Origin of the sequence: Leuconostoc fallax KCTC 3537, assembly GCF_000165675.1 — a bacterium.
GTDB classification, from domain to species: domain Bacteria; phylum Bacillota; class Bacilli; order Lactobacillales; family Lactobacillaceae; genus Leuconostoc_B; species Leuconostoc_B fallax.
In genome coordinates this window covers 1-20,220 of sequence record NZ_AEIZ01000020.1, presented here as the reverse complement: position 1 = coordinate 20,220, position 20,220 = coordinate 1, and the positions used below count along the sequence as shown (strand labels likewise).

Annotated in this window: 11 protein-coding genes and 4 pseudogenes; 14 read left to right on the top strand and 1 reads right to left on the bottom strand. The window is 38.2% G+C overall.

Annotated elements, in window-relative coordinates; genetic code table 11:
• The first annotated feature begins 42 nt into the window (after positions 1-42).
• The 6 genes and pseudogenes from cydD to LEUFL_RS0105875 all read left to right on the top strand — a co-directional run bounded on the left by cydD (position 43) and on the right by LEUFL_RS0105875 (position 9,755).
• Positions 43-1,781: pseudogene (gene cydD / locus LEUFL_RS11770) on the top strand (thiol reductant ABC exporter subunit CydD).
• Entirely contained in the window at positions 1,774-3,489 is a 1,716-nt protein-coding gene (gene cydC, locus LEUFL_RS0105895; RefSeq protein WP_010008142.1) for a thiol reductant ABC exporter subunit CydC, read from the top strand. Before cydD ends, cydC begins: the two are co-directional and overlap by 8 nt.
• A gap of 225 nt (positions 3,490-3,714) precedes the next feature.
• Positions 3,715-4,175: pseudogene (locus LEUFL_RS10085) on the top strand (glycoside hydrolase family 73 protein); the annotation flags it as partial.
• Between the two features lie 86 nt (positions 4,176-4,261).
• The gene (gene pcrA / locus LEUFL_RS0105885) at positions 4,262-6,499 is read left to right on the top strand and encodes a DNA helicase PcrA (RefSeq protein ID WP_010008136.1); all 2,238 of its coding nucleotides are present in this window, start codon (positions 4,262-4,264) and stop codon (positions 6,497-6,499) included.
• Positions 6,500-6,573: 74 nt separating this feature from the next.
• Positions 6,574-8,619, top strand: a complete 2,046-nt coding sequence (ligA, locus tag LEUFL_RS0105880; protein ID WP_010008134.1) for an NAD-dependent DNA ligase LigA — start codon at positions 6,574-6,576, stop codon at positions 8,617-8,619.
• Positions 8,616-9,755, top strand: a complete 1,140-nt coding sequence (locus LEUFL_RS0105875) for a CamS family sex pheromone protein (RefSeq protein WP_010008133.1) — start codon at positions 8,616-8,618, stop codon at positions 9,753-9,755. Before ligA ends, LEUFL_RS0105875 begins: the two co-directional genes overlap by 4 nt.
• A gap of 67 nt (positions 9,756-9,822) precedes the next feature.
• On the opposite strand, the gene LEUFL_RS10080 is transcribed toward LEUFL_RS0105875, so the two are convergent.
• Positions 9,823-11,871: an ATP-dependent Clp protease ATP-binding subunit gene (locus LEUFL_RS10080; RefSeq protein ID WP_010008132.1), complete on the bottom strand. Its 2,049-nt coding sequence runs from the start codon at positions 11,869-11,871 to the stop codon at positions 9,823-9,825.
• 125 nt (positions 11,872-11,996) lie between these two features.
• Here LEUFL_RS10080 and ykzS point away from each other — a divergent pair, with 125 nt between their 5' ends.
• The 8 genes and pseudogenes from ykzS to LEUFL_RS0105830 all read left to right on the top strand — a co-directional run bounded on the left by ykzS (position 11,997) and on the right by LEUFL_RS0105830 (position 20,216).
• Positions 11,997-12,170 (top strand): protein YkzS, encoded by a 174-nt coding sequence (gene ykzS, locus LEUFL_RS12940; RefSeq protein WP_010008131.1) that lies wholly within the window; start codon positions 11,997-11,999, stop codon positions 12,168-12,170.
• A 191-nt stretch (positions 12,171-12,361) separates the two neighbouring features.
• Positions 12,362-12,631 (top strand): phosphocarrier protein HPr, encoded by a 270-nt coding sequence (locus LEUFL_RS0105860; protein WP_010008129.1) that lies wholly within the window; start codon positions 12,362-12,364, stop codon positions 12,629-12,631.
• Between the two features lie 22 nt (positions 12,632-12,653).
• Positions 12,654-14,348, top strand: coding sequence for a phosphoenolpyruvate--protein phosphotransferase (gene ptsP / locus LEUFL_RS0105855; protein ID WP_029508685.1), 1,695 nt, complete (start codon positions 12,654-12,656; stop codon positions 14,346-14,348).
• A 201-nt stretch (positions 14,349-14,549) separates the two neighbouring features.
• The gene (locus LEUFL_RS0105850) at positions 14,550-15,779 is read left to right on the top strand and encodes a glycosyltransferase family 4 protein (RefSeq protein ID WP_010008126.1); all 1,230 of its coding nucleotides are present in this window, start codon (positions 14,550-14,552) and stop codon (positions 15,777-15,779) included.
• Positions 15,776-16,782: pseudogene (locus tag LEUFL_RS11765) on the top strand (LTA glycolipid anchor biosynthesis glycosyltransferase, IagA/BgsA family). The gene LEUFL_RS0105850 and the pseudogene LEUFL_RS11765 overlap by 4 nt, the downstream one beginning before the upstream one ends.
• Before the next feature lie 9 nt (positions 16,783-16,791).
• Positions 16,792-17,837: pseudogene (locus LEUFL_RS11760) on the top strand (lysylphosphatidylglycerol synthase transmembrane domain-containing protein).
• The gene (locus tag LEUFL_RS0105835) at positions 17,821-18,084 is read left to right on the top strand and encodes a YkuJ family protein (RefSeq protein ID WP_010008125.1); all 264 of its coding nucleotides are present in this window, start codon (positions 17,821-17,823) and stop codon (positions 18,082-18,084) included. Before LEUFL_RS11760 ends, LEUFL_RS0105835 begins: the two are co-directional and overlap by 17 nt.
• A gap of 8 nt (positions 18,085-18,092) precedes the next feature.
• Positions 18,093-20,216: an LTA synthase family protein gene (locus tag LEUFL_RS0105830; protein WP_010008124.1), complete on the top strand. Its 2,124-nt coding sequence runs from the start codon at positions 18,093-18,095 to the stop codon at positions 20,214-20,216.
• Positions 20,217-20,220: the final 4 nt, after the last annotated feature.

The following is a 20,220-nucleotide window of genomic DNA, read 5'->3' as shown; positions in this document are numbered from 1 at the left end:
ATTAAGAGCGTAGTACTATATATGTTGATATGAGGTTTTAACATGATTGATCGGCGACTATTCGCTTTGCCAAACATATTTAAAACACTATTCGGGCTTGTAGTTCTAACTGGACTACAAGCTTTTGCTATATTATTGCAAGCTATTTTCCTATCAAAAGCCATTGTTGGTTTATGGCAAGGACTGGCTTTTAATATGGTGATAAATAGTGTCATTATTTTTGCTATTGCTTATATTGTGCGATATTTAATTGTTGTTTTAAAAAATCGCTATATGGCGCATTTTGCTGACGTTGCAGCAGAGAAATATCGTGTACAACTACTTAAAAAGTATACAGATTTAGGACCGAATGTAATTGCGCAGTCAGGAACAGGAAGCGCTGTGACAATGCTAGGCAGTGGTTTGGATAATGTCAAAAATTATTTTCAATTACTTTTAATTAAGGTTTTTGATTTAAGCATTATTCCATGGGTTGTGCTGTTATATATTTTTATTTAAAATGGGATGAAGGTGTTTTCTTACTTCTCATTTTCCCAGTTGTCATTTTATTCTTTATCATTCTTGGTTTAGCAGCACAAAGTAAAGCAGATACTGAATTTGCCAATTTTAAGAATTTAAATAATCGCTTTGTGGATGCGTTAAGAGGTTTACCTACCTTAAAGCAGTTGGGATTGGCTGATGAGTATAGTGATGAAATCTATAACATATCTGAAGACTACCGTAAGGCAACGATGCGCACGTTACGTATTGCGATTACATCAACTTTTGCACTAGATTTTTTTACAACATTATCAATTGCCATTGTAGCGGTATTCTTAGGCCTTGATTTATTGAATGGGCATATGCAATTTGAACCTGCGCTTATTATTTTAGTTTTGTCACCCGAGTATTTTTTGCCACTACGTAATTTTGCGGATGATTATCATGCGACATTGGATGGTAAAAATGCCTTAACTGATGTATTAGATATTTTAGACACACCGAGTATTGTTCAACAGCAACAACTAACATTAACGCAGTGGTCAGCACAGGACGTGTTGACAATTTCTGATTTGCAATTAACTTATCCCAAACAAGAAACAGCAACGCTCAAGGCAATTACTTTATCGGCCAGCGGTTATCAAAAAATTGCGATTGTAGGTGAAAGTGGTTCAGGAAAATCAACGCTATTGAATGTATTAAGTGGCTTTCTAGAACCTGATAGCGGTAGGATTGAAATCAACCATCAGCCGTTAACGCAACTCGCACAACAAGATTGGCAACGTCAATTCTTCTATATGCCACAGCAACCATACATTTTCCATACAACCCTACGCGAAAATATTGCTTTCTATACCCCAAAGGCAAATCGTGAAGATATTAAAAAGGCTGCACAACGTGCTGGCCTAGCTGATTTAATACAAGCATTACCAGAGGGGTTAGATACGGTGATTGGTGAAAGTGGCCGTCAATTGTCTGGTGGACAAGCCCAACGCGTAGCATTAGCGCGCATGTTACTGGATACATCACGCCGCATTTTATTATTTGACGAACCCACAGCGCATTTAGATATTGAAACAGAAATCGACTTAAAAAAGACAATGAAAATGGTGCTAGATAATCATTTGGTATTCTTTGCGACGCATCGTTTACACTGGCTCAATCAGATGGATTATGTACTCGTCATGAAGCAGGGGAAAATTGTGGAAAGCGGTGAGCCTCAAGTATTATTGGCACAAGATAATAGTCAGCTTAATCAATTACGCCATCAATTACGTGATGGAGGTCTGACACATGCATAATTTAAAACAGTTACTTAAACATGATAAGTGGGTGATGCCACTATTAAGACAACGCAAAATGTCTTTATTCTGGTCGATCTTCTTGAACTTTATGATGATTTTTTCGGCAGGGGCTTTAATGTTTGTTTCTGGTTTTTTAATTTCACGTTCAGCGCAGCGGCCTTCAAACATTTTAATTATTTACGTTCCCATTGTCTTGACACGGTTATTCGGTATTTCGCGACCCGTATTTCGTTATACACAGCGTCTTGTATCACATAATTGGGTACTCAATGTTGTCTCTAAAACACGACGGGCGCTTTATGAGAGTGTTGCAAGTCATGCAGATTATATTCGCGGTAGCATTCAAAAAGGTAAAGTATTAGGCCTGTTAGCTGATGACTTGGACCGCTTGCAAAATTTGTACTTAAGAACACTATTCCCATTGGGAACAGGCATTATCCTTTATCTTTTTATCATTATTGCTTTGGGAACCATGAGCCTGTGGTTAATGTTATTTTGGTTGCTGATGTTAGCCATTATTTTACTGGCTGTACCGATCTTTAGCTTATTAATGAACCGACAACGTATTCAAAAGCAAAAGCAGTTACAATCCCAACTTTATACTGATGCCACCGATGCAGTGTTAGGCTTACAAGATTGGTTATTAGCAGGTAGACAAGCTGATTTAGTCGCGTCGCAACAAACGACGATGCGGTCGTTAGCTAAAATTAAAGGTAAGAGTATGCACTTTGGATGGTGGCGTGATTTTGCCATTCAAATGCTTGTGTTAATTTTAGTTGTCGTGACACTTTATTGGAGTAATCACTATTTTGCTGGGCAATCTCAATTGATTAATTATATTGCTGCCTTTACGTTAGCTATTTTTACTCTGGCAGATAGTTTTTTGGGTGTTAATCAGGGGATGAGTGAGGCAACATTTTATGAAGATAGTATTCGACGACTAAATGATTTACCAGAACCACGTCAACAGCAGAAAATAGCACAACCACTACAACAACACGCAGCGATTCAGTTCGACCAAGTGAGTTTTAGTTACGGTGATCGACAGATTTTAAAACACTTAGATTTAAACATTGCGGCTGGTGAGAAGATTGCAATACTTGGCCGATCAGGTGCAGGTAAAACAACATTACTTAAGTTATTATCTGGTGATTTGCAACCAGATACCGGTCATATTTATCTAAATAAGAAAAAGTATCATGATTTGCATCCGCAAATTGCTATTTTAGATCAACAAACTTATTTATTTGATACGACTATTCGTAATAATATTCGAATGGGTAATCTTTCTGCAACACAAGAACAGATTGAACAGGCGGTTGAACAGGCTGGTTTATCTGATTTACTCAAAAGCTTAGCGCAAGGATATGATACACCTATGCATGAAGCGGGTACTCGTTTTTCCGGTGGCGAACGGCAACGTTTTGCTCTAGCCAGAATTTTGCTTCAAGACGCACCTATTGTTATACTAGATGAACCGACTGTTGCTTTAGACCCGAAAACAGAGCAAGAAGTGCTTGATCGGATATTTAAAGCATTATCTGGGCGTACGATTATTTGGGTCACCCATCATTTAACAGGTATTCAAAATGTTGATCATGTTTATTTCTTAGAGGATGGTCAATTCATTTTGTCAGGTACACCGCAAAAGTTAGCGCAAGAATCACCGCGATTCCAACAATTATTAAAACTTGATCAATATTAAAATGGCTACAAAAAGAAAACCGTCTCCTCAAATTAGAAAAAATATGTTAAAAAACGACGACCTACTGGGCGGCGACCCAAGAAAAATCAAAAAGTGATGAAACAGTGGTTAGTGCTGGGTGCGTTGTCTATTTTTGTGATACTCATTATTGCAGGAATGTTTAAATCAGAAGAAAAGGTGGTTGAGAAACCAACGAATATGACCAATCAAACCTATGATGCACGGGTTGCTTGGATTAACGAATTAGCCCCTTATGCACGTGAATTGCAAAAAAATATGGCGTGTTAGCGTCAATCAGTATTGGGCAAGCTATTTTAGAGTCTAATTGGAATAGTAGTGATTTGGCGAGCCAGTATCATAATTTATACGGTGTCAAAGCTGATGCTAATCAACGCAGTGTGCTACTCCCAACTAAGGAGTATGAAAACGGTGAGTGGGTAACCATTAACGGTCGATTTGCTGTATATAATAGTTGGCAGGATAGCATGCACGCACATGCAAAGTTATTAGCGCATGGAACAAGCTGGAATCCACAGCAATATGCACATGTTTTAAGTGCGAAAGATTATGCAACAGCGGCTAAAGCTTTAACACAAGATGGTTATGCAACGGATCCAACTTATGCACAAAAGCTCATTGAAATTATTAACACGTGGCATCTGAATCGATTTGATCGTAAAACTTAAGTATAAATTTTTCCAAAAGCGAACTAGTGTTCGTTTTTTATTTGATATAATAGATTAGATAAATTTTAGTGATAAAAGAGGCAAATATGACAGTTGAAACACTGATTGCGGGTATGAATGATAAGCAAGCCGAGGCTGTGCAAACAACACAAGGGCCATTATTAATTATGGCTGGTGCGGGCTCTGGTAAAACGAGAGTGTTGACACATCGTATTGCACACTTAATTGAAGATTTGAATATTTTTCCTTGGCGTATCTTAGCTATTACATTTACTAATAAAGCAGCCAAAGAAATGAAAGAACGTATTGCGCGTTTAGTTGATGAAGATGTTGCGCGTGATATATGGGTTTCAACATTCCATGCGTTAGCTGTGCGTATTTTACGTCGAGATGGTGAGAAAATTGGTTTATCACGTAATTTTACAATTGTGGACACTAGTGCACAACGAACATTGATGAAGCGTGTGATCAACGATTTAAACTTAGACACAAATCAGTATGATCCACGAGCAATCTTGGGGGCTATATCAAACGCTAAAAATGATATGCTATCACCTCAAGATTTCGCCAAACAAGCTGGTAATATTTATCAGGAAACAGTGGCTGAAGCATATGCTGCTTATCAAGCCGAACTAAAGCGCGCACAAAGTGTTGATTTTGACGACTTAATTATGTTGACGATTGAATTATTTCGACAATCACCGGATGTTTTAGAACGTTATCAAAATCAATTTGAATATTTACATGTAGACGAATATCAGGATACCAATGATGCCCAATATACGATTGTGAATATGCTAGCTGCACGTTCTAAAAATTTGGCCGTTGTTGGGGATGCCGACCAATCGATTTATGGTTGGCGTGGTGCTAACATGAATAATATTTTGAACTTTGAACAGGACTATCCAGATGCTCATGTTGTCTTATTGGAGCAAAACTATCGGTCAACACAAAATATCTTGGATGCAGCAAATGACGTCATTGCGAATAATAATGAGCGTCGGCCTAAACAGCTTTGGACACAAAACGGGGAAGGTGAAAAAATCACTTATTACCGTGCGCAAACTGAACGTGACGAGGCTAATTTTGTACTAGCCAAAATTCAAAAATTACGTGAAGAACAAAAACATGCATATAGTGATTTTGCCATTTTGTACCGAACAAATGCACAATCACGTAATATGGAAGAAGCTTTGGTAAAAGCCAATATGCCATATACCATGGTTGGTGGACATAAGTTCTATGAGCGAAAAGAAATTCTGGATATTATCTCTTATTTAAATTTAATTGCTAACCCTAACGATAATGCTGCTTTTGAACGGGTTGTTAACGAACCAAAGCGTGGTATTGGACCAACAAGTATTAATCACTTACGTGAGTTTGCTAATCGTATGGAGTGGTCATACATGACAGCAATTGACAGTATTGAATTAGCACCAGAACTGACAGCCCGTGCGGTCACTAAATTATTGGCATTTGCTGACTTAATGCATACATTGCAGCAGCAAGCTGAATTTTTGACGGTAACAGAATTAGCTGAAATGGTAATGACACGTAGTGGTTATCGTAAGATGTTGCAAGATAAAAATGATCCAGATAGCCAAGCACGTTTAGAAAACTTGGAAGAATTCTTATCCGTTACCAAAGAATTTGATGATAAGTATAATGCGGATGATATCGATGCTGTGAATCCATTGATTGATTTTCTAGGTAGTACTGCACTGATGAGTGATCTGGATGACTTTGAAGAAGGTGATGGTGCAGTGACTCTGATGACATTGCATGCGGCCAAAGGTTTGGAGTTCCCAGTTGTCTTTATGGTTGGGTTAGAAGAAGGTATTTTCCCATTAGCCAGAGCGACGCAAGATGATGATCAGTTAGAAGAAGAACGCCGATTAGCTTATGTAGGTATTACACGAGCGATGAAAAAGCTATTTTTGACTAATGCTTTCTCACGTTTGTTGTATGGTCGTACCCAGAGTAATCAACCATCTCGCTTCATTGATGAGATTGATCCAAAACGATTATTTAATGAATATAGTGGGGTTAGTGCCTCTCAATCATTACCATTTGATCGCAAAACACAACGTGCTGTTGCAACAACTTATCAAGCAACGCCTGTTAAGAAGACAACAGCTGGAGAATCTGGTGCGGACAAGGTGAATTGGCAAGTTGGTGATAAAGTATCACATAAGAAATGGGGTATTGGTACGGTTGTAGCAGTTTCTGGTAATCAACAAGATCAAGAACTGAAAGTTGCTTTTCCTGCCGACGGCATTAAACAATTGCTTGCAGCATTTGCGCCAATTACACGAGTGGAATAGAATATAGGAGATTGTTGAATGTCGATCATATACGATCCACTAAATAAAAATTTTATTGAATGATGAGGTGATCAATGTTACCTGAATTTAAAGCAGTGAGTGAGCTAACGACAGCTCAAGCACAACAGGAAATTGCAAAACTGCAAGATGATTTAACCCGTTATGGCGTTGAATATTATGAGGATGATAATCCGAGTGTTGAAGATCATGTTTATGATGCCTTTTATGCACGTTTAGTTGATTTAGAAGCAGCATTTCCACAATTTATGACACCAGAATCACCGACACAACGGGTCGGTGGTACTAATGTTAAGTCAGAGTTAACCAAAATTACCCATCCGGTACCAATGTTGTCTTTAGGGGATGTTTTTAGTTTAGAAGAACTACAAGATTGGGATGCTAGAACAACTAAAGCTTTAGGTTTTCAAAGTGATTATAATTTAGAATTGAAAATTGATGGTTTGGCAGTTGCTTTAGATTATGAAAATGGTGAATTGGTTCAGGCATCTACACGTGGTAATGGAACAATTGGCGAAGATGTGACGGCTAATGTTAAGACTATTCAAGCTATTCCTCAAAGGTTGAGTGAACCATTAACAATTGAGGTGCGTGGCGAAATTTATATGCCTAAAAAGAGTTTTGCCAAGCTGAATCAGCAACGTGAGTTGGAGGGATTGGCACCATTTGCTAATCCGCGTAATGCCGCAGCGGGGTCTTTGAGACAATTAGATGCTAAAGTTACCAAAAAGCGTGAGTTATCTGCTTTCGTGTACTATACGGCTGACTTTGAAACACTTGGTGCTGAGACACAAAGCGGTGCTTTACAACGTTTTGCAGCATTAGGATTACCAACTAATACGACGAATCAAGTTATTTCAGTAATGTCATATATTTCTTCATATATTACACACTATACGCAACAAAGAGATACCTTAGATTATGGTATTGACGGGGTTGTGGTTAAGGTTAATGCTTTAGATTTACAGTTGGACCTTGGTAATACCGTTAAAATTCCGCGTTGGGCGATTGCCTATAAATTTCCGCCCGAAGAAGCACTGACAACTGTTAGAGATATCGAGTGGACGGTGGGACGTACAGGTGCCGTAACCCCCACAGCAGTGATGGATCCAGTACAACTCGCTGGTACTGTGGTTAAAAGAGCGAGCTTGCATAATCCAGATTACCTCAATGCTAAAGGTATCCGAATTGGAGATACTGTTACCTTACATAAGGCTGGCGATATTATTCCAGAAGTGGGGCAAGTGATTGAAGAAAAGCGGTCAATAGACAGTGTGCCTTATGTCATCCCCGTTATGTGTCCGGCTTGTCAATCAGAATTAGTGCATATTGAAGGTGAGGTTGCACTGCGCTGTATTAATCCATTTTGTTCAGCACAAATTCAGGAACGTTTAACGCATTTTGCTTCCCGAAATGCGATGAACATTGATGGTATGGGGCCAAGGGTGATTGCGCAACTCTTAAAAAATAACTTGATTCAAGATGTTGCGTCAATCTATGCACTGAAGGAAGAACAGTTATTATCACTAGATAAATTTAAAGAGAAATCAGCGAATAATCTATTTAATGCCATTCAACAATCGAAGCAAAATTCGTTAGAAAGATTGTTATTCGGTCTGGGTATTCGCATGGTTGGTGCCAAGGCTGCTAAATTAATTGCTAAAAAGTTTAAAGACTTAACACAACTGATGCATACCACTTCAGCTGATATTGCAAGTATTGATGGTATCGGTAGCACGATTGCTGATTCTATGGTGCAGTTTTTTAGTACGCCACAAGCACAACAGTTAGTGCAGGATTTAATGGCTGCTGGTGTTAACGGTAAGTATCTATCTGATGTAGAAATTGATGAAAATTCATTTTTCTTCGGCAAAAAGATCGTTTTAACTGGTAAACTAGAACAAATGAGTCGTCCAGTGATTGCTAAGTGGCTCGAAAACCATGGTGCAAGTGTTGTCGGTTCTGTTTCTGCCAAAACAGATTTGGTTATTGCTGGACATTCGGCAGGTAGCAAGCTAGATAAAGCAACAGGTCTAGGCATACCAGTGTGGCAGGAACAGCAATTTATTGATACTAAGCAAGAAGAGGATAATCAATCATGAAGCGCATAGGTTTTCGTGGCTATGTCATTATAGCGATATCAATTTTGATTATAGCGTTATTATCGTTGTATATTTTTAATATGAATCGGATTACACCAACTTCTAGAAAAACAAGTAGTGTACAAGTGACTTCTAGTTCAGGGGATGGTGATTATCAGACAGTAATCAAGAACGGACGTTATTTGACAAGTAAAGCACGAGGTATTACGGCGGGTTCGGAAGCCAACAGTTTAGACACAAAACATTTTGAATCCGGCTTATTATCTTTAGCTAAAAATCATTTCAAGACTAATCAATATGTTTTTCAAGAAGGACAGTATTTAAGCTCAGATACGGTTACTTCATGGTTAAGCCGAAGTTCGGATGATAAAGTTGGATTAAATCCAGCAGACAATGGTAAAAAAGATAGTGATCGTGAGCCAATTTATGTACAAAGTCTGACTGAACAAGACTTTATGGTTAAAAGTGGTGATAGCCTAAAATTGTCGGGTATGGTTATCGGTGTTGCGATGAATACACAAGATCAGTACCAACGTGAAAAATATGGTGCAACTTATACTCAAGACATTTCAACAGCGGATATGAAAGCTTATGGTAAGAAAATTGCGCCTAAAATTATTTCTCGTATACGCCAACTAAAGGGGATTAGTGATAGCGTTCCTATTGTGCTTGCAATGTATGCTAATGCACCTGCTGATTCATTAACGCCTGGTAACTTTTATGCTGAAGCGAAAAGTACCAAGGGAACGGATCTGAGTGAGTGGCAATCGATTGATCAAAAATCAATTGTTTTACCTAAGTTATCCACAGACACATCAAGTCTTGGTAGTGATGAAAATAATGGTTTTTCTAACTTTAAAACGGAAATTCAAGATTTCTTCCCTAATATAGCTGGGGCAACAGCTGTCGCTTCGTTTAAGAATGGACAGTTAACGAATATGAATGTGACCATTACAACGCAATTCTATAGTCAAACAGAGATTAGTAGTTTTGCAAACTTTGTTGCACAAGAAGGGTTGCGTTATTTACCAAGTAATGTACCCATTCGTATGGTAATCAAGACGTCTAATGAGACGCAGGCAATATTGCAGCGCAATAAAGACGATAAAACATTTAAAATTACAGTATTAGATTAAATTAAAAAATGCTACTCATCTTTAAGACGGGTAGCATTTTTAATGCAATCATATGAAATTAGGTTAATTAAGATTTGACATCAGCGTTAGCTGTTGCTGATGCAGCTTTAATTGCGATTGTACTGTCATTTAATACTGCTTGTAAATCGTGAACAGTTGGGTTTTCCAAATAGAAATCAGCAATTTGATCAGCAATGTGTTCTTGTAAAACACGCTTCAAAGGCCGTGCACCCATAGCAGGATTGTATCCCAAATCAACTAATTTGGCTTTAGCATCCGCGTCAACATTGATATGCAAATTATTATCAGCTAAGTTGTCGTTCATATCAGCTAGTAGTAAGTCTACAATCTTGAGTAAACTATCGCGGTCTAATGATTGGAATTCAATAATATCATCAAATCGATTCAAGAATTCTGGACGGAAATAGTTTTCCAATCGTGCAACTAAACGATTCTGCGCACTGGTTGAACCAAAACCAACTGGTGCATTACCTGTATCTGTTGAACCCGCATTAGAAGTCATAATGATGATGGTATCTTTGAAACTCACCGTATGACCTTGTGCATCTGTTAGACGACCGTCGTCTAGAACTTGTAAGAACATATTCATCACATCTGGATGCGCTTTTTCGATTTCATCTAATAAAATTAATGAGTAGGGATGACGTCGAACTTGTTCTGTTAGTTGACCAGCTTCTTCATAGCCAATATACCCGGCAGGTGCGCCAATCATCTTTGATACAGAGTGCTTTTCCATATATTCACTCATGTCAAAACGAATCAAAGCATCTTTACTACCAAACATTTCCTTAGCCAACTGCTTAGCTGTTTCTGTCTTACCGACACCAGTTGGTCCAACAAACAGGAAGGAACCAATTGGCCGACCAGATTTTGTTAAACCAATACGGTTACGACGGACCGCCTTGGCAATTTTTTCAACAGCATTGGCCTGACCAATGACATGATCTGACAAATTTTTATCCAAATCTTTCAGCTGATTAGCTTCGTTTTCTTTTAACTCACCAACCGGTATATCTGTTTTGTCTTCAATAATTTTAAGAATATCCTTTTCAGTCACTTGTTGTGGTTGACTCATTTCAGGATGTGCTTCAACTTGGGCTTTTTGTGATGTCAGTTGGTTGACTTGATCACGCCAATAACTTGCTTTTTCAAAGTCTTCTTTATCAATTGCTTCTTGCTTGAGTTTCTCGGCAGAATCAATTTTATTTTGAATTGTTTTTGGATCAGCTACGGTCATGGTCAAATTTTTACGTGATCCAGCTTCATCAATTAAGTCGATAGCTTTATCTGGTAAAAATCTTTCGGGAATATAGCGATCAGATAAGTCAACAGCTGATACTAATGCATCATCAGTATAGGTAACGTGATGATAGTCTTGATATTTCTCACGAATACCTTGCAAGATTGTGAGGGTCTCTTCTTGGGTTGGTTCCTCGACTTGAACCTGTTGGAAACGTCGAGAAATAGCACCATCTTTTTCAATTTTACGATACTCATTAAGCGTCGTTGCGCCGATAAGCTGGAATTCACCACGAGCTAAAGCGGGTTTCAAAATATTACCAGCATCCATACCACCCTCGGCATTACCGGCACCCATGATTTCGTGGATTTCATCAATGAATAAAATAATATCTTCATTATCAGTGACTTCTTCCATTAACTGTCGCATACGTGCCTCGAATTGACCGCGCATGCTCGTACCTTGGACCATGCTGACCATGTCTAAGCGAATGATCTCTTTTCGTTGTAGCTTATCTGGTACTTTACCACTAACAATTGCTTGAGCTAAACCTTCTACCACAGCAGTTTTACCAACGCCGGGTTCTCCGATTAGAACAGGATTGTTTTTAGTACGGCGGTTTAATATTTCAATGACACGTGATACTTCGTTATCACGACCAATGACAGGATCTAGCTTACCTTCGCGTGCAAGTTGCGTTAGGTTAATACCAAATTCCTCTAATAATGTCTTTTGCTTTTTTGATGCGCCTTTTTTATTATTCTGTTGTTGTCCTTGTGTTCGTTGCATTTCGTCATTCATTGCACGAAACATATCATCTAAATTGTTAAAACCAAATGGATCTTGTGCTGCCATAAAAAGTGTACTCCTTTCTGGATAAGTTTATTGTAACACTTTTAGCACTCTTTGTAAAAGAGTGCTAAATTATTCATATAACCATTTAAAGTAGCGTGATATAATTAAGTAGGAGGTGATGAAGTATGGCAGATTATCTAAGTTTACTTAACCAAGTGCGTTCTGGTGAATTAACATCCTTTGAAGTGACACCTGAAGTATTTTCAGATTTTCAAAAAGCATGGGCTTCATTTGATTATCAAAGTGCGATTCGAGGTGTGGCGCATCAAAATGGGCACATTACGTATGAAAAAGCCTAATTTGCTATTCGCAGAAGGTTAAATATCATTTTATTGTAACCGGTTTCAAAACAATAGTGGTTATATCGGCATTTTGAAGCCATCACCCCGCTGTATCAATGATTTGCGCATAAATTCACTTGCTATTTTGTAAGCGCTTTGATACACTGTTTTCAGAAGTTGTTTTACAACAAAAAAGGAGAATTAAAATCATGGCACAATCAAAAGACTTTCACATTATCGCAGAAACAGGTATCCACGCACGTCCAGCTACATTGCTAGTACAAGCTGCATCAAAGTTCGTTTCTGACGTTACATTGTCATACCAAGGTAAGGACGTTAACTTGAAGTCAATTATGGGTGTGATGTCACTTGGTGTTGGTCAAGGTTCTGACGTTACAATCAAAACAGAAGGCGAAGACGAAGAAGCTGCAATGACTGCTATCGTTGAAGCAATGAGCTCAGAAGGACTCGCAAAGTAATTATGACAAAAAGTTTAGTGGTATTGCAGCAAGTAACGGTATTGCAATTGCCAAGGCTTATTTACTGGTAGATCCAGATTTATCTTTTGACAATGTCGCAATTAATGATGTTACAGCGGAACAAGCACGTTTTGATCAAGCTATTGCTGCTTCTAGTGAAGATGTAACTGCAATTAAAGAGAAGGCTGCTAAAAGTTTGGGCGATGCTGAAGCTCAAGTCTTTGAAGCACATTTGATGGTCCTGGCTGATCCGGAAATGTCTGGCGCCATTAAGCAAAAAATTGCTGATGACAAGATTAATGCTGAACAAGCATTGAAGGAAGTCACGGACAATTATATTTCAATGTTTGAGGCAATGACAGATAATGCTTATATGCAAGAACGTGCAGCTGATGTGCGTGATGTAACTAAGCGTATTTTGTCTCATTTATTAAATGTAAACTTACCTAATCCTGCATTAATTAATCAACCAGTTGTGTTGATTGCTAAGGATTTAACACCGTCTGATACTGCACAATTAGATCGTCAGTTTGTACAAGGTATTTTGACTGATTTAGGTGGGCGAACAGCGCACGCTTCAATTATGGCTAGGACGCTTGAGATTCCAGCCATTGTTGGTTCTGATGTTGCTACATCAGAAGTTTGTGAAGGTGATATGGTGATTGTTAACGGTTTGACTGGAGACGTTATTGTGAATCCTGATGACCAGACATTGGCTGATTACCAACAAAAGGCAGCGGATTATGAAGCACAGCGTGCAGAGTGGTCTAAGTTAAAAGATGAACCATCTGTTTCGGCTGATGGACAACATTTCGTTGTTGGTGCTAACATTGGTGCCCCTAAAGACATGGATGCCGTATTAGAAAACGGTGCCGAAGGTATCGGTTTATATCGAACTGAATTCTTGTACATGGAATCAGATCACTTACCAACTGAAGATGAACAATTCGAAGCTTACAAAACAGTAGTCGAGAAAATGGCTGGTAAGCCAGTTACTGTGCGTACTATGGATATTGGTGGCGATAAACATCTTGATTATTGGACATTGCCGCAAGAGGAAAATCCATTCTTAGGCTATCGTGCAATTCGTATTTCTTTGGATCAAGATGAAATATTTAGAACACAATTGCGTGCTTTGATTCGTGCTTCAGTTTATGGTGAATTGTGGATTATGTTCCCAATGATTGCAACTTTAGCTGAATTTAGGGCTGCTCGCCAAATCTATTTGGAAGAACGCCAAAAGCTTGAATCACAAGGTACTCAAGTTGGTGATATCAAATTAGGTATCATGGTAGAAATTCCTGCTGCGGCAATGTTAGCTGATAAGTTTGCTAAGGAAGTGGATTTCTTCTCAATTGGTACGAATGACTTGATTGGTTATACAATGGCGGCTGATCGTGGTAATGATCGTGTATCATACCTTTACCAGCCTTATAATCCTTCAATTCTACGTTTGATTAACCAAGTTATCCAAGCTGCTCACCAAGAAGGCAAGTTTGTAGCTATGTGTGGTGAGATGGCGGGCGATCCAATTGCTGTACCGTTACTATTGGGTATGGGATTAGATGAATTCTCAATGAGTGCACCATCTATACTGCAAACGCGCTCACTCATGAAGACGCTAGACACTAAGGCGATGGCAACACTTGCTCAAAAGGCTTTGGATCTTGAAACAAACGATGAAGTTGTGGCTTTAGTTAAGAACGCAGTGCATTAATTTAAATTTTTGGAAAACACCGGTGAGGTGTTTTTTATTATCTATAAATACTTGATGGCTTGTTAAGTTTAGTGAAACGAGAGTTGTTTGCATTAAATTTAAAATGTTATACTAGGAGTATTGTATTTAAATTTCAGTGGGGATTTAACGCGCAAATGGGGATTAAAAAACTAAATTTAGTATAGGTAGCTGGAGGAAACGATGAATATCGGTTTATTTACAGATACGTATTTTCCACAAGTTAGTGGGGTAGCAACCTCAATTAAAACGTTGAAGGAATCATTGGAAGCGCAAGGACATCAGGTGTATATTTTCACTTCAACTGATCCTAAAGTTTCTAAAAACAAATTCGAACCGCATATTTATCGTTTTTCAAGCGTGCCATATGTCGGATTTAAAGATAGAAGATTGGCTTTTCGTGGCTTGATACAGGCTGTGGAAATTGCAAAATCTGTGAAGTTAGATATTGTCCATACACAGACAGAATTTTCTCTTGGTTTACTGGGTAAATTTGTTGCACGACAATTAAAAATACCGGCGGTTCACACGTATCATACAATGTATGAAGATTATACGCATTATGTTGCTAAAGGTTTGCTTATTGGGGCAAATGGTGTCGGCGTTTTAATGAAAGCTTACATGAAAAGTATTGATAGTGTGATTGCACCGTCCGATTTAGTAAGAGATACGTTATTAAAATATGGTGTTACAGCACCAATCACCGTTATTCCAACAGGCGTCGCTTTGCCAAAACGGCAAGAGGATAACCAGAATTTACGTGAAACTTATGGTTTTACTGACGATAACTTAGTCATCTTGTCGTTGGGACGTTTGGCTTATGAGAAAAATATTGCTATGACAATTACGTCATTTGATAAAATTATTGCACAATATCCACAAGCACGATTGGTGATTGTTGGGGATGGCCCAGCACGAAAAGATTTGCAAGAGCAGGTTGAACATTTAGATTTGACACAATATGTCACTTTTACCGGAATGGTTGAACATGACTGTATTGCCGATTATTATGCTATGAGTGATGTTTTTGTGAGTTCTTCCAACACGGAGACACAAGGGTTAACTTTTGTTGAGGCAATGTTTGCTAATCGTCCCTTTGTTGCAATTCATTCACCATATTTAGATAATTTGGTAGATGATGTGGCAATTGGCCAGCTGGTTGACAATATTGATGATTTCACGACTGCTGTAATTTTTTATCTCAATCGACCATTTAATGAGCGAGATCAAGCACAACGTATTAAAAAAATGGCCGATGTTGATGCAGTGACATTTGGTAAGCGCGTACTTGCGTGCTATAATGCTGCTATTCATCATCATCAGCCAACGGATGGTAATGACCAATTTCCTAATGAGGAAGAAGTGGGCTATGCTAAAAAGTTATTACGTAATCCATTCAGGAGAGGGTCATGAAAGTTTTACTTTACTTTGAGAATCAGAAAATGATTGCAAAATCAGGTATTGGACGCGCGCTGTCCTTACAGAAAAAATCACTATCTTATACTGATGTTGTGGTAACAACGGATGATAAATCGACAGACTATGATGTATTACATATTAATACTTATGGTATCAAAAGCCATCGCATGGTCAAAAAAGCACACCAATTGGGTAAAAAAGTCGTCTATCACGGGCATTCAACCTATGAAGATTTCCGCAATTCATTTACCGGTTCTAATTTATTAGCGCCGTGGTATAGACGTTATTTGATTTCACTATATGGTAAGGCTGATGGACTCATTACGCCAACACCCTATTCTAAAACATTATTACAAAACTACGGTTTGACACAACCAATTACCGCCATTTCTAATGGTGTTGAATTAGCAAAATATCAATATGATACGCATAAAGTGCGCGCGTTTCGTGAGTATTTTCAACTTGGTGATAAACAAAAGGTCATTATGAGTGTCGGCCTTTTTTTGAACGAAAAGGCATTTTTGATTTTGCTGAATTAGCAAAGCGACATCCAGAATATACATTTATCTGGTTTGGCTACACTGATTTACGATTGGTACCAAAAGATATTCGTCACCTCGTAAAAAATAACACCTATAAAAATCTGATTTTCCCAGGATATATTACAGGAGATGTACTTTTGGGTGCATTCCAAGGTGCTGATCTTTTCTTATATCCTTCGTTTGAGGAAACAGAAGGGATTGTCGTATTAGAAGCACTCGCTTCTCGGCAACATGTTCTTGTTCGTAACATTCCTGTTTACCAAAATTGGCTAGAAGAAGGTGTTAACGTATATAAGGCGGATAATGTAGATGAGTTTGATGAAAAAATGCAAAGTATTCTTAATGCGCAAGTATCTGATGTTAGAGATGCCGGTCACGCATTAGCTGTTGCACGTGATTTACCTAAAATTGGGGCACAACTCCAAAAAGTTTATGAAAAAACGCTAAAAGCATAGGAGTTAGTCATGCTTAAACGAGATAGATTATCAATTATTGTTGTGGGTTTGTTAACAGCAATTGTGGTTTACTTTTTGTGGCACGAATTAGACGGTCGTGGTCGGCAGTTGGAAGCAGCATTACGTCACTTAGATTGGCGATGGTTGGCAGCTGGAATGGTTGCGATGATCATTACCATTTTCTTAGAAGCAGGGGTTGCTTGGTCTTTACTCAATCGATCAGATCGAAAGAAAACCTCGTTAGCAGCCTTGCTACGAGTACCCTTGCTTAATCTATTGGGGACAGGATTGACACCATTTGCTACCGGAGGGCAGCCAGCCCAGCTATATGGACTGTCACGTGCTGGTGTAGAGGGTGGACGGGCAACGTCGGTTGTTTTAATGAAATTTTTAGTTTACCAAATTGTCGTTGTTCTTTTCTTTATTATTGGCTATTTCAGTGCAGATAGTTTTATATATTCACAAGTTGATCCAACATTTGCAACCTTTATTCCATTTGCAATTGCGATTCATGCAGTTGTGATTATTGGCATTGCTTTAGTCATGTTTTGGCCTGCATTAACTTTACGATTAGTGGATGTTATCAGTCCTATTTTCAAAAAATGATGACGCGTAGGCGATACCAGCGAGTCATTGCCGCAATTAAAGTGAAAGTGAACAATTTTCATGAAGAGTCAAGGCGTGTGGTGGGGAGTTGGCAATCATTGATTAGTGCGACGGCCTTCACAATGGCACAATTAATTATCTTCTATACTATTCCTTATTTTGTCATTCGGGCTTTCGGATATGAAGATGTTAATCCTTGGTTAATTATCGCCATGCATATTATGATAGTCATGGTCATTTCTTTATTTCCAATTCCAGGTGGCGTTGGGGGCGCTGAATTAAGTTTCCAGCTCCTATTTACGCCATTTGTCAAAAATCCAGCAACATTGATATTGGTCATTTTAATTTGGCGTATCATTACTTATTACTTTGGCCTATTTGCTGGTTTAGTGGCTTATGTATGGCCAAGCCATAAAGTAGTAAAGGATACTTATGAACAAAAACGTTGAAAAAATAAGTGAACTCAATCAAATCATCAATAGGTTACGTGCCATGGTTGATGCTAAAGATGGGCATAATCAAACACGTCGGTTTGAAGCATTTGGTATTGAAGCCCTACAAGTTGAGTACAATCAAGACGCAAAAGTGTGGACGATTCATGAGCATCGTGAATCTAGGCAGTTTCAATTCGATGATATTGATTTGGTTGCGATTGAAATTTATGATGTGCTGCACGATTTTAAGTTAATATTTTAGGTGAAGACATGAAACATCTTGTGAAGTACTTTCCAACCCCAAAACAAATATGGATTAAAATAAAACAAACAATGGATACCAGTGCACCATTAGTATGGTTTTTCGTACTTAATGTGGCGTTAGTTTGGTTGAAAACATATGTGAATTACCATATGAATTTTCGATTAGGCGTAAGTGGCTCGGTTCAAAACTTTTTGCTTGTCCTTAATCCGTTGCCAACAGCTATCATTTTCTTGAGTATTGCGCTGTATTTTAAAGGTGCACTCAGCTATTGGTTAGCTGTGCTACTTAACTTTATTCAGTCGTTATGGCTGTTTGCCAATATTCTCTATTATCGTGAATTTTCTGATTTCTTATCAATGGGTATCTTAGGCTCATCAAGTTCAACGGGTAATAACTTAGGCAAATCAATCACGGCTATTATGCATTGGTCTGATTGGCTGGTCTTTGTGGATATCTTAGTTTTAGTTGTTTTGTTGCTCTTTCGACAACTGACAATTGACCGGCGTGGTGTGCAAAAGAAGTTTGCCGTTTTGACAACCCTGTTAGGGATTGTGCTGATGTTTGTTGGTTATGGTATTGCTTCTGCGGATCGTAGTGGTTTACTAACGCGATCATTTGATAATAACTATATCGTGAAATACCTGGGCTTAAATGAATATGCCGCATTTAATGCTGTGCAAACGTATAATCAAACGCAAAGTCGCAGTCATGCTAAGCCAGCGGATTTTAAAGAAATTCAGAGCTTTATTAAATCACAAAAATTACCTAATAATGTTTCTTATTTTGGTACTCAAAAGGGTAAAAATGTCTTTGTCTTTCATTTAGAATCTTTCCAACAATTCTTGATTGACTATAAAGTGAATGGCAAAGAAGTAACACCTAATCTCAATAAGTTTTATCATGACCAAAATACGTTGAGCTTTGATAATTTTTATCATCAAGTAAGCCAAGGTAAAACCTCTGACGCTGAAATTATGCAAGAAAATTCTTTGTATGGCTTGCCAACTGGTTCAGCAATGGTTAAATATGGTACAGATAACACTTTTGAAGCTTTGCCAGCCATTATGGGACAAAGAGGCTATACTACTGCGGCCTTTCATGGGGATGTTGCCAGCTTTTGGAATCGTGATAATACCTATAAGTCATGGGGATATAACTATTACTTCTCAAAAGGGTATTATTCTAATGCAGATAAGCCAAGCTACAACGTTGGTTATGGATTGAAAGATAAAATATTCCTGAGAGACTCTGCTAAATATATTGAACAGTTACCACAACCTTTTTATGCTAAGTTAGTAACAGTGACAAACCATTATCCTTATCAGTTGGATAAAGAAAACATCAATTTCCCAGCTACGAAAACGGGTGATAGTACTGTTGATGGATATGTTCAAACTGCGCATTATTTAGATGAAGCCTTTGCTGAGTTTGTGAGTTATTTGAAGAAAGCAGGGCTGTACGATAATTCAGTTTTGATGCTATACGGTGATCATTACGGTATATCTGAGAATCATCAACCAGCTATTGCGAAGCTTTTAGGTAAGGATAAACTCACCAATTATGATTTAGCACAATTCCAAAAGGTACCGTTTATGATTCATGGTAAAGACCTTAAGGGTGGTATTAATCATACATATGGTGGAGAAATCGATATGATGCCAACCTTACTGGATATTATGGGCGTACCCGATAACAATTTGACAATGTTTGGTCAAGACATGTTATCTGAAAACTATAAGGGAATTGTGCCCTTGCGAGATGGTGATTGGATTACACCAAACATGATGAAGTTCAATGGTGACTACTATAATACTAAGACTGGTCAGGCCATCACTGAGAGCGATTTTACGGATAAACAGAAGCAATATGTTAAACAAACACAAAGTTACGTGGATAAGGTCCTAAAGTACTCTGATAAGGTTGTCACGGGTGACCTTCTACGATTTGATAAACGAACGGACTTTGCTAAAGTAGATAAATCAAAAATTACTTATAAAGTGGATACTGGATTATCAAATCTAAAACGAAATCAGACAACTAATCCGTCGAGCGTATTTGCCAAGAATGGTAATAAAAGTAAGGTAAACGACTATAAAACGGATGCGCCAGAATTAACAGATGACAAGTAAGTTT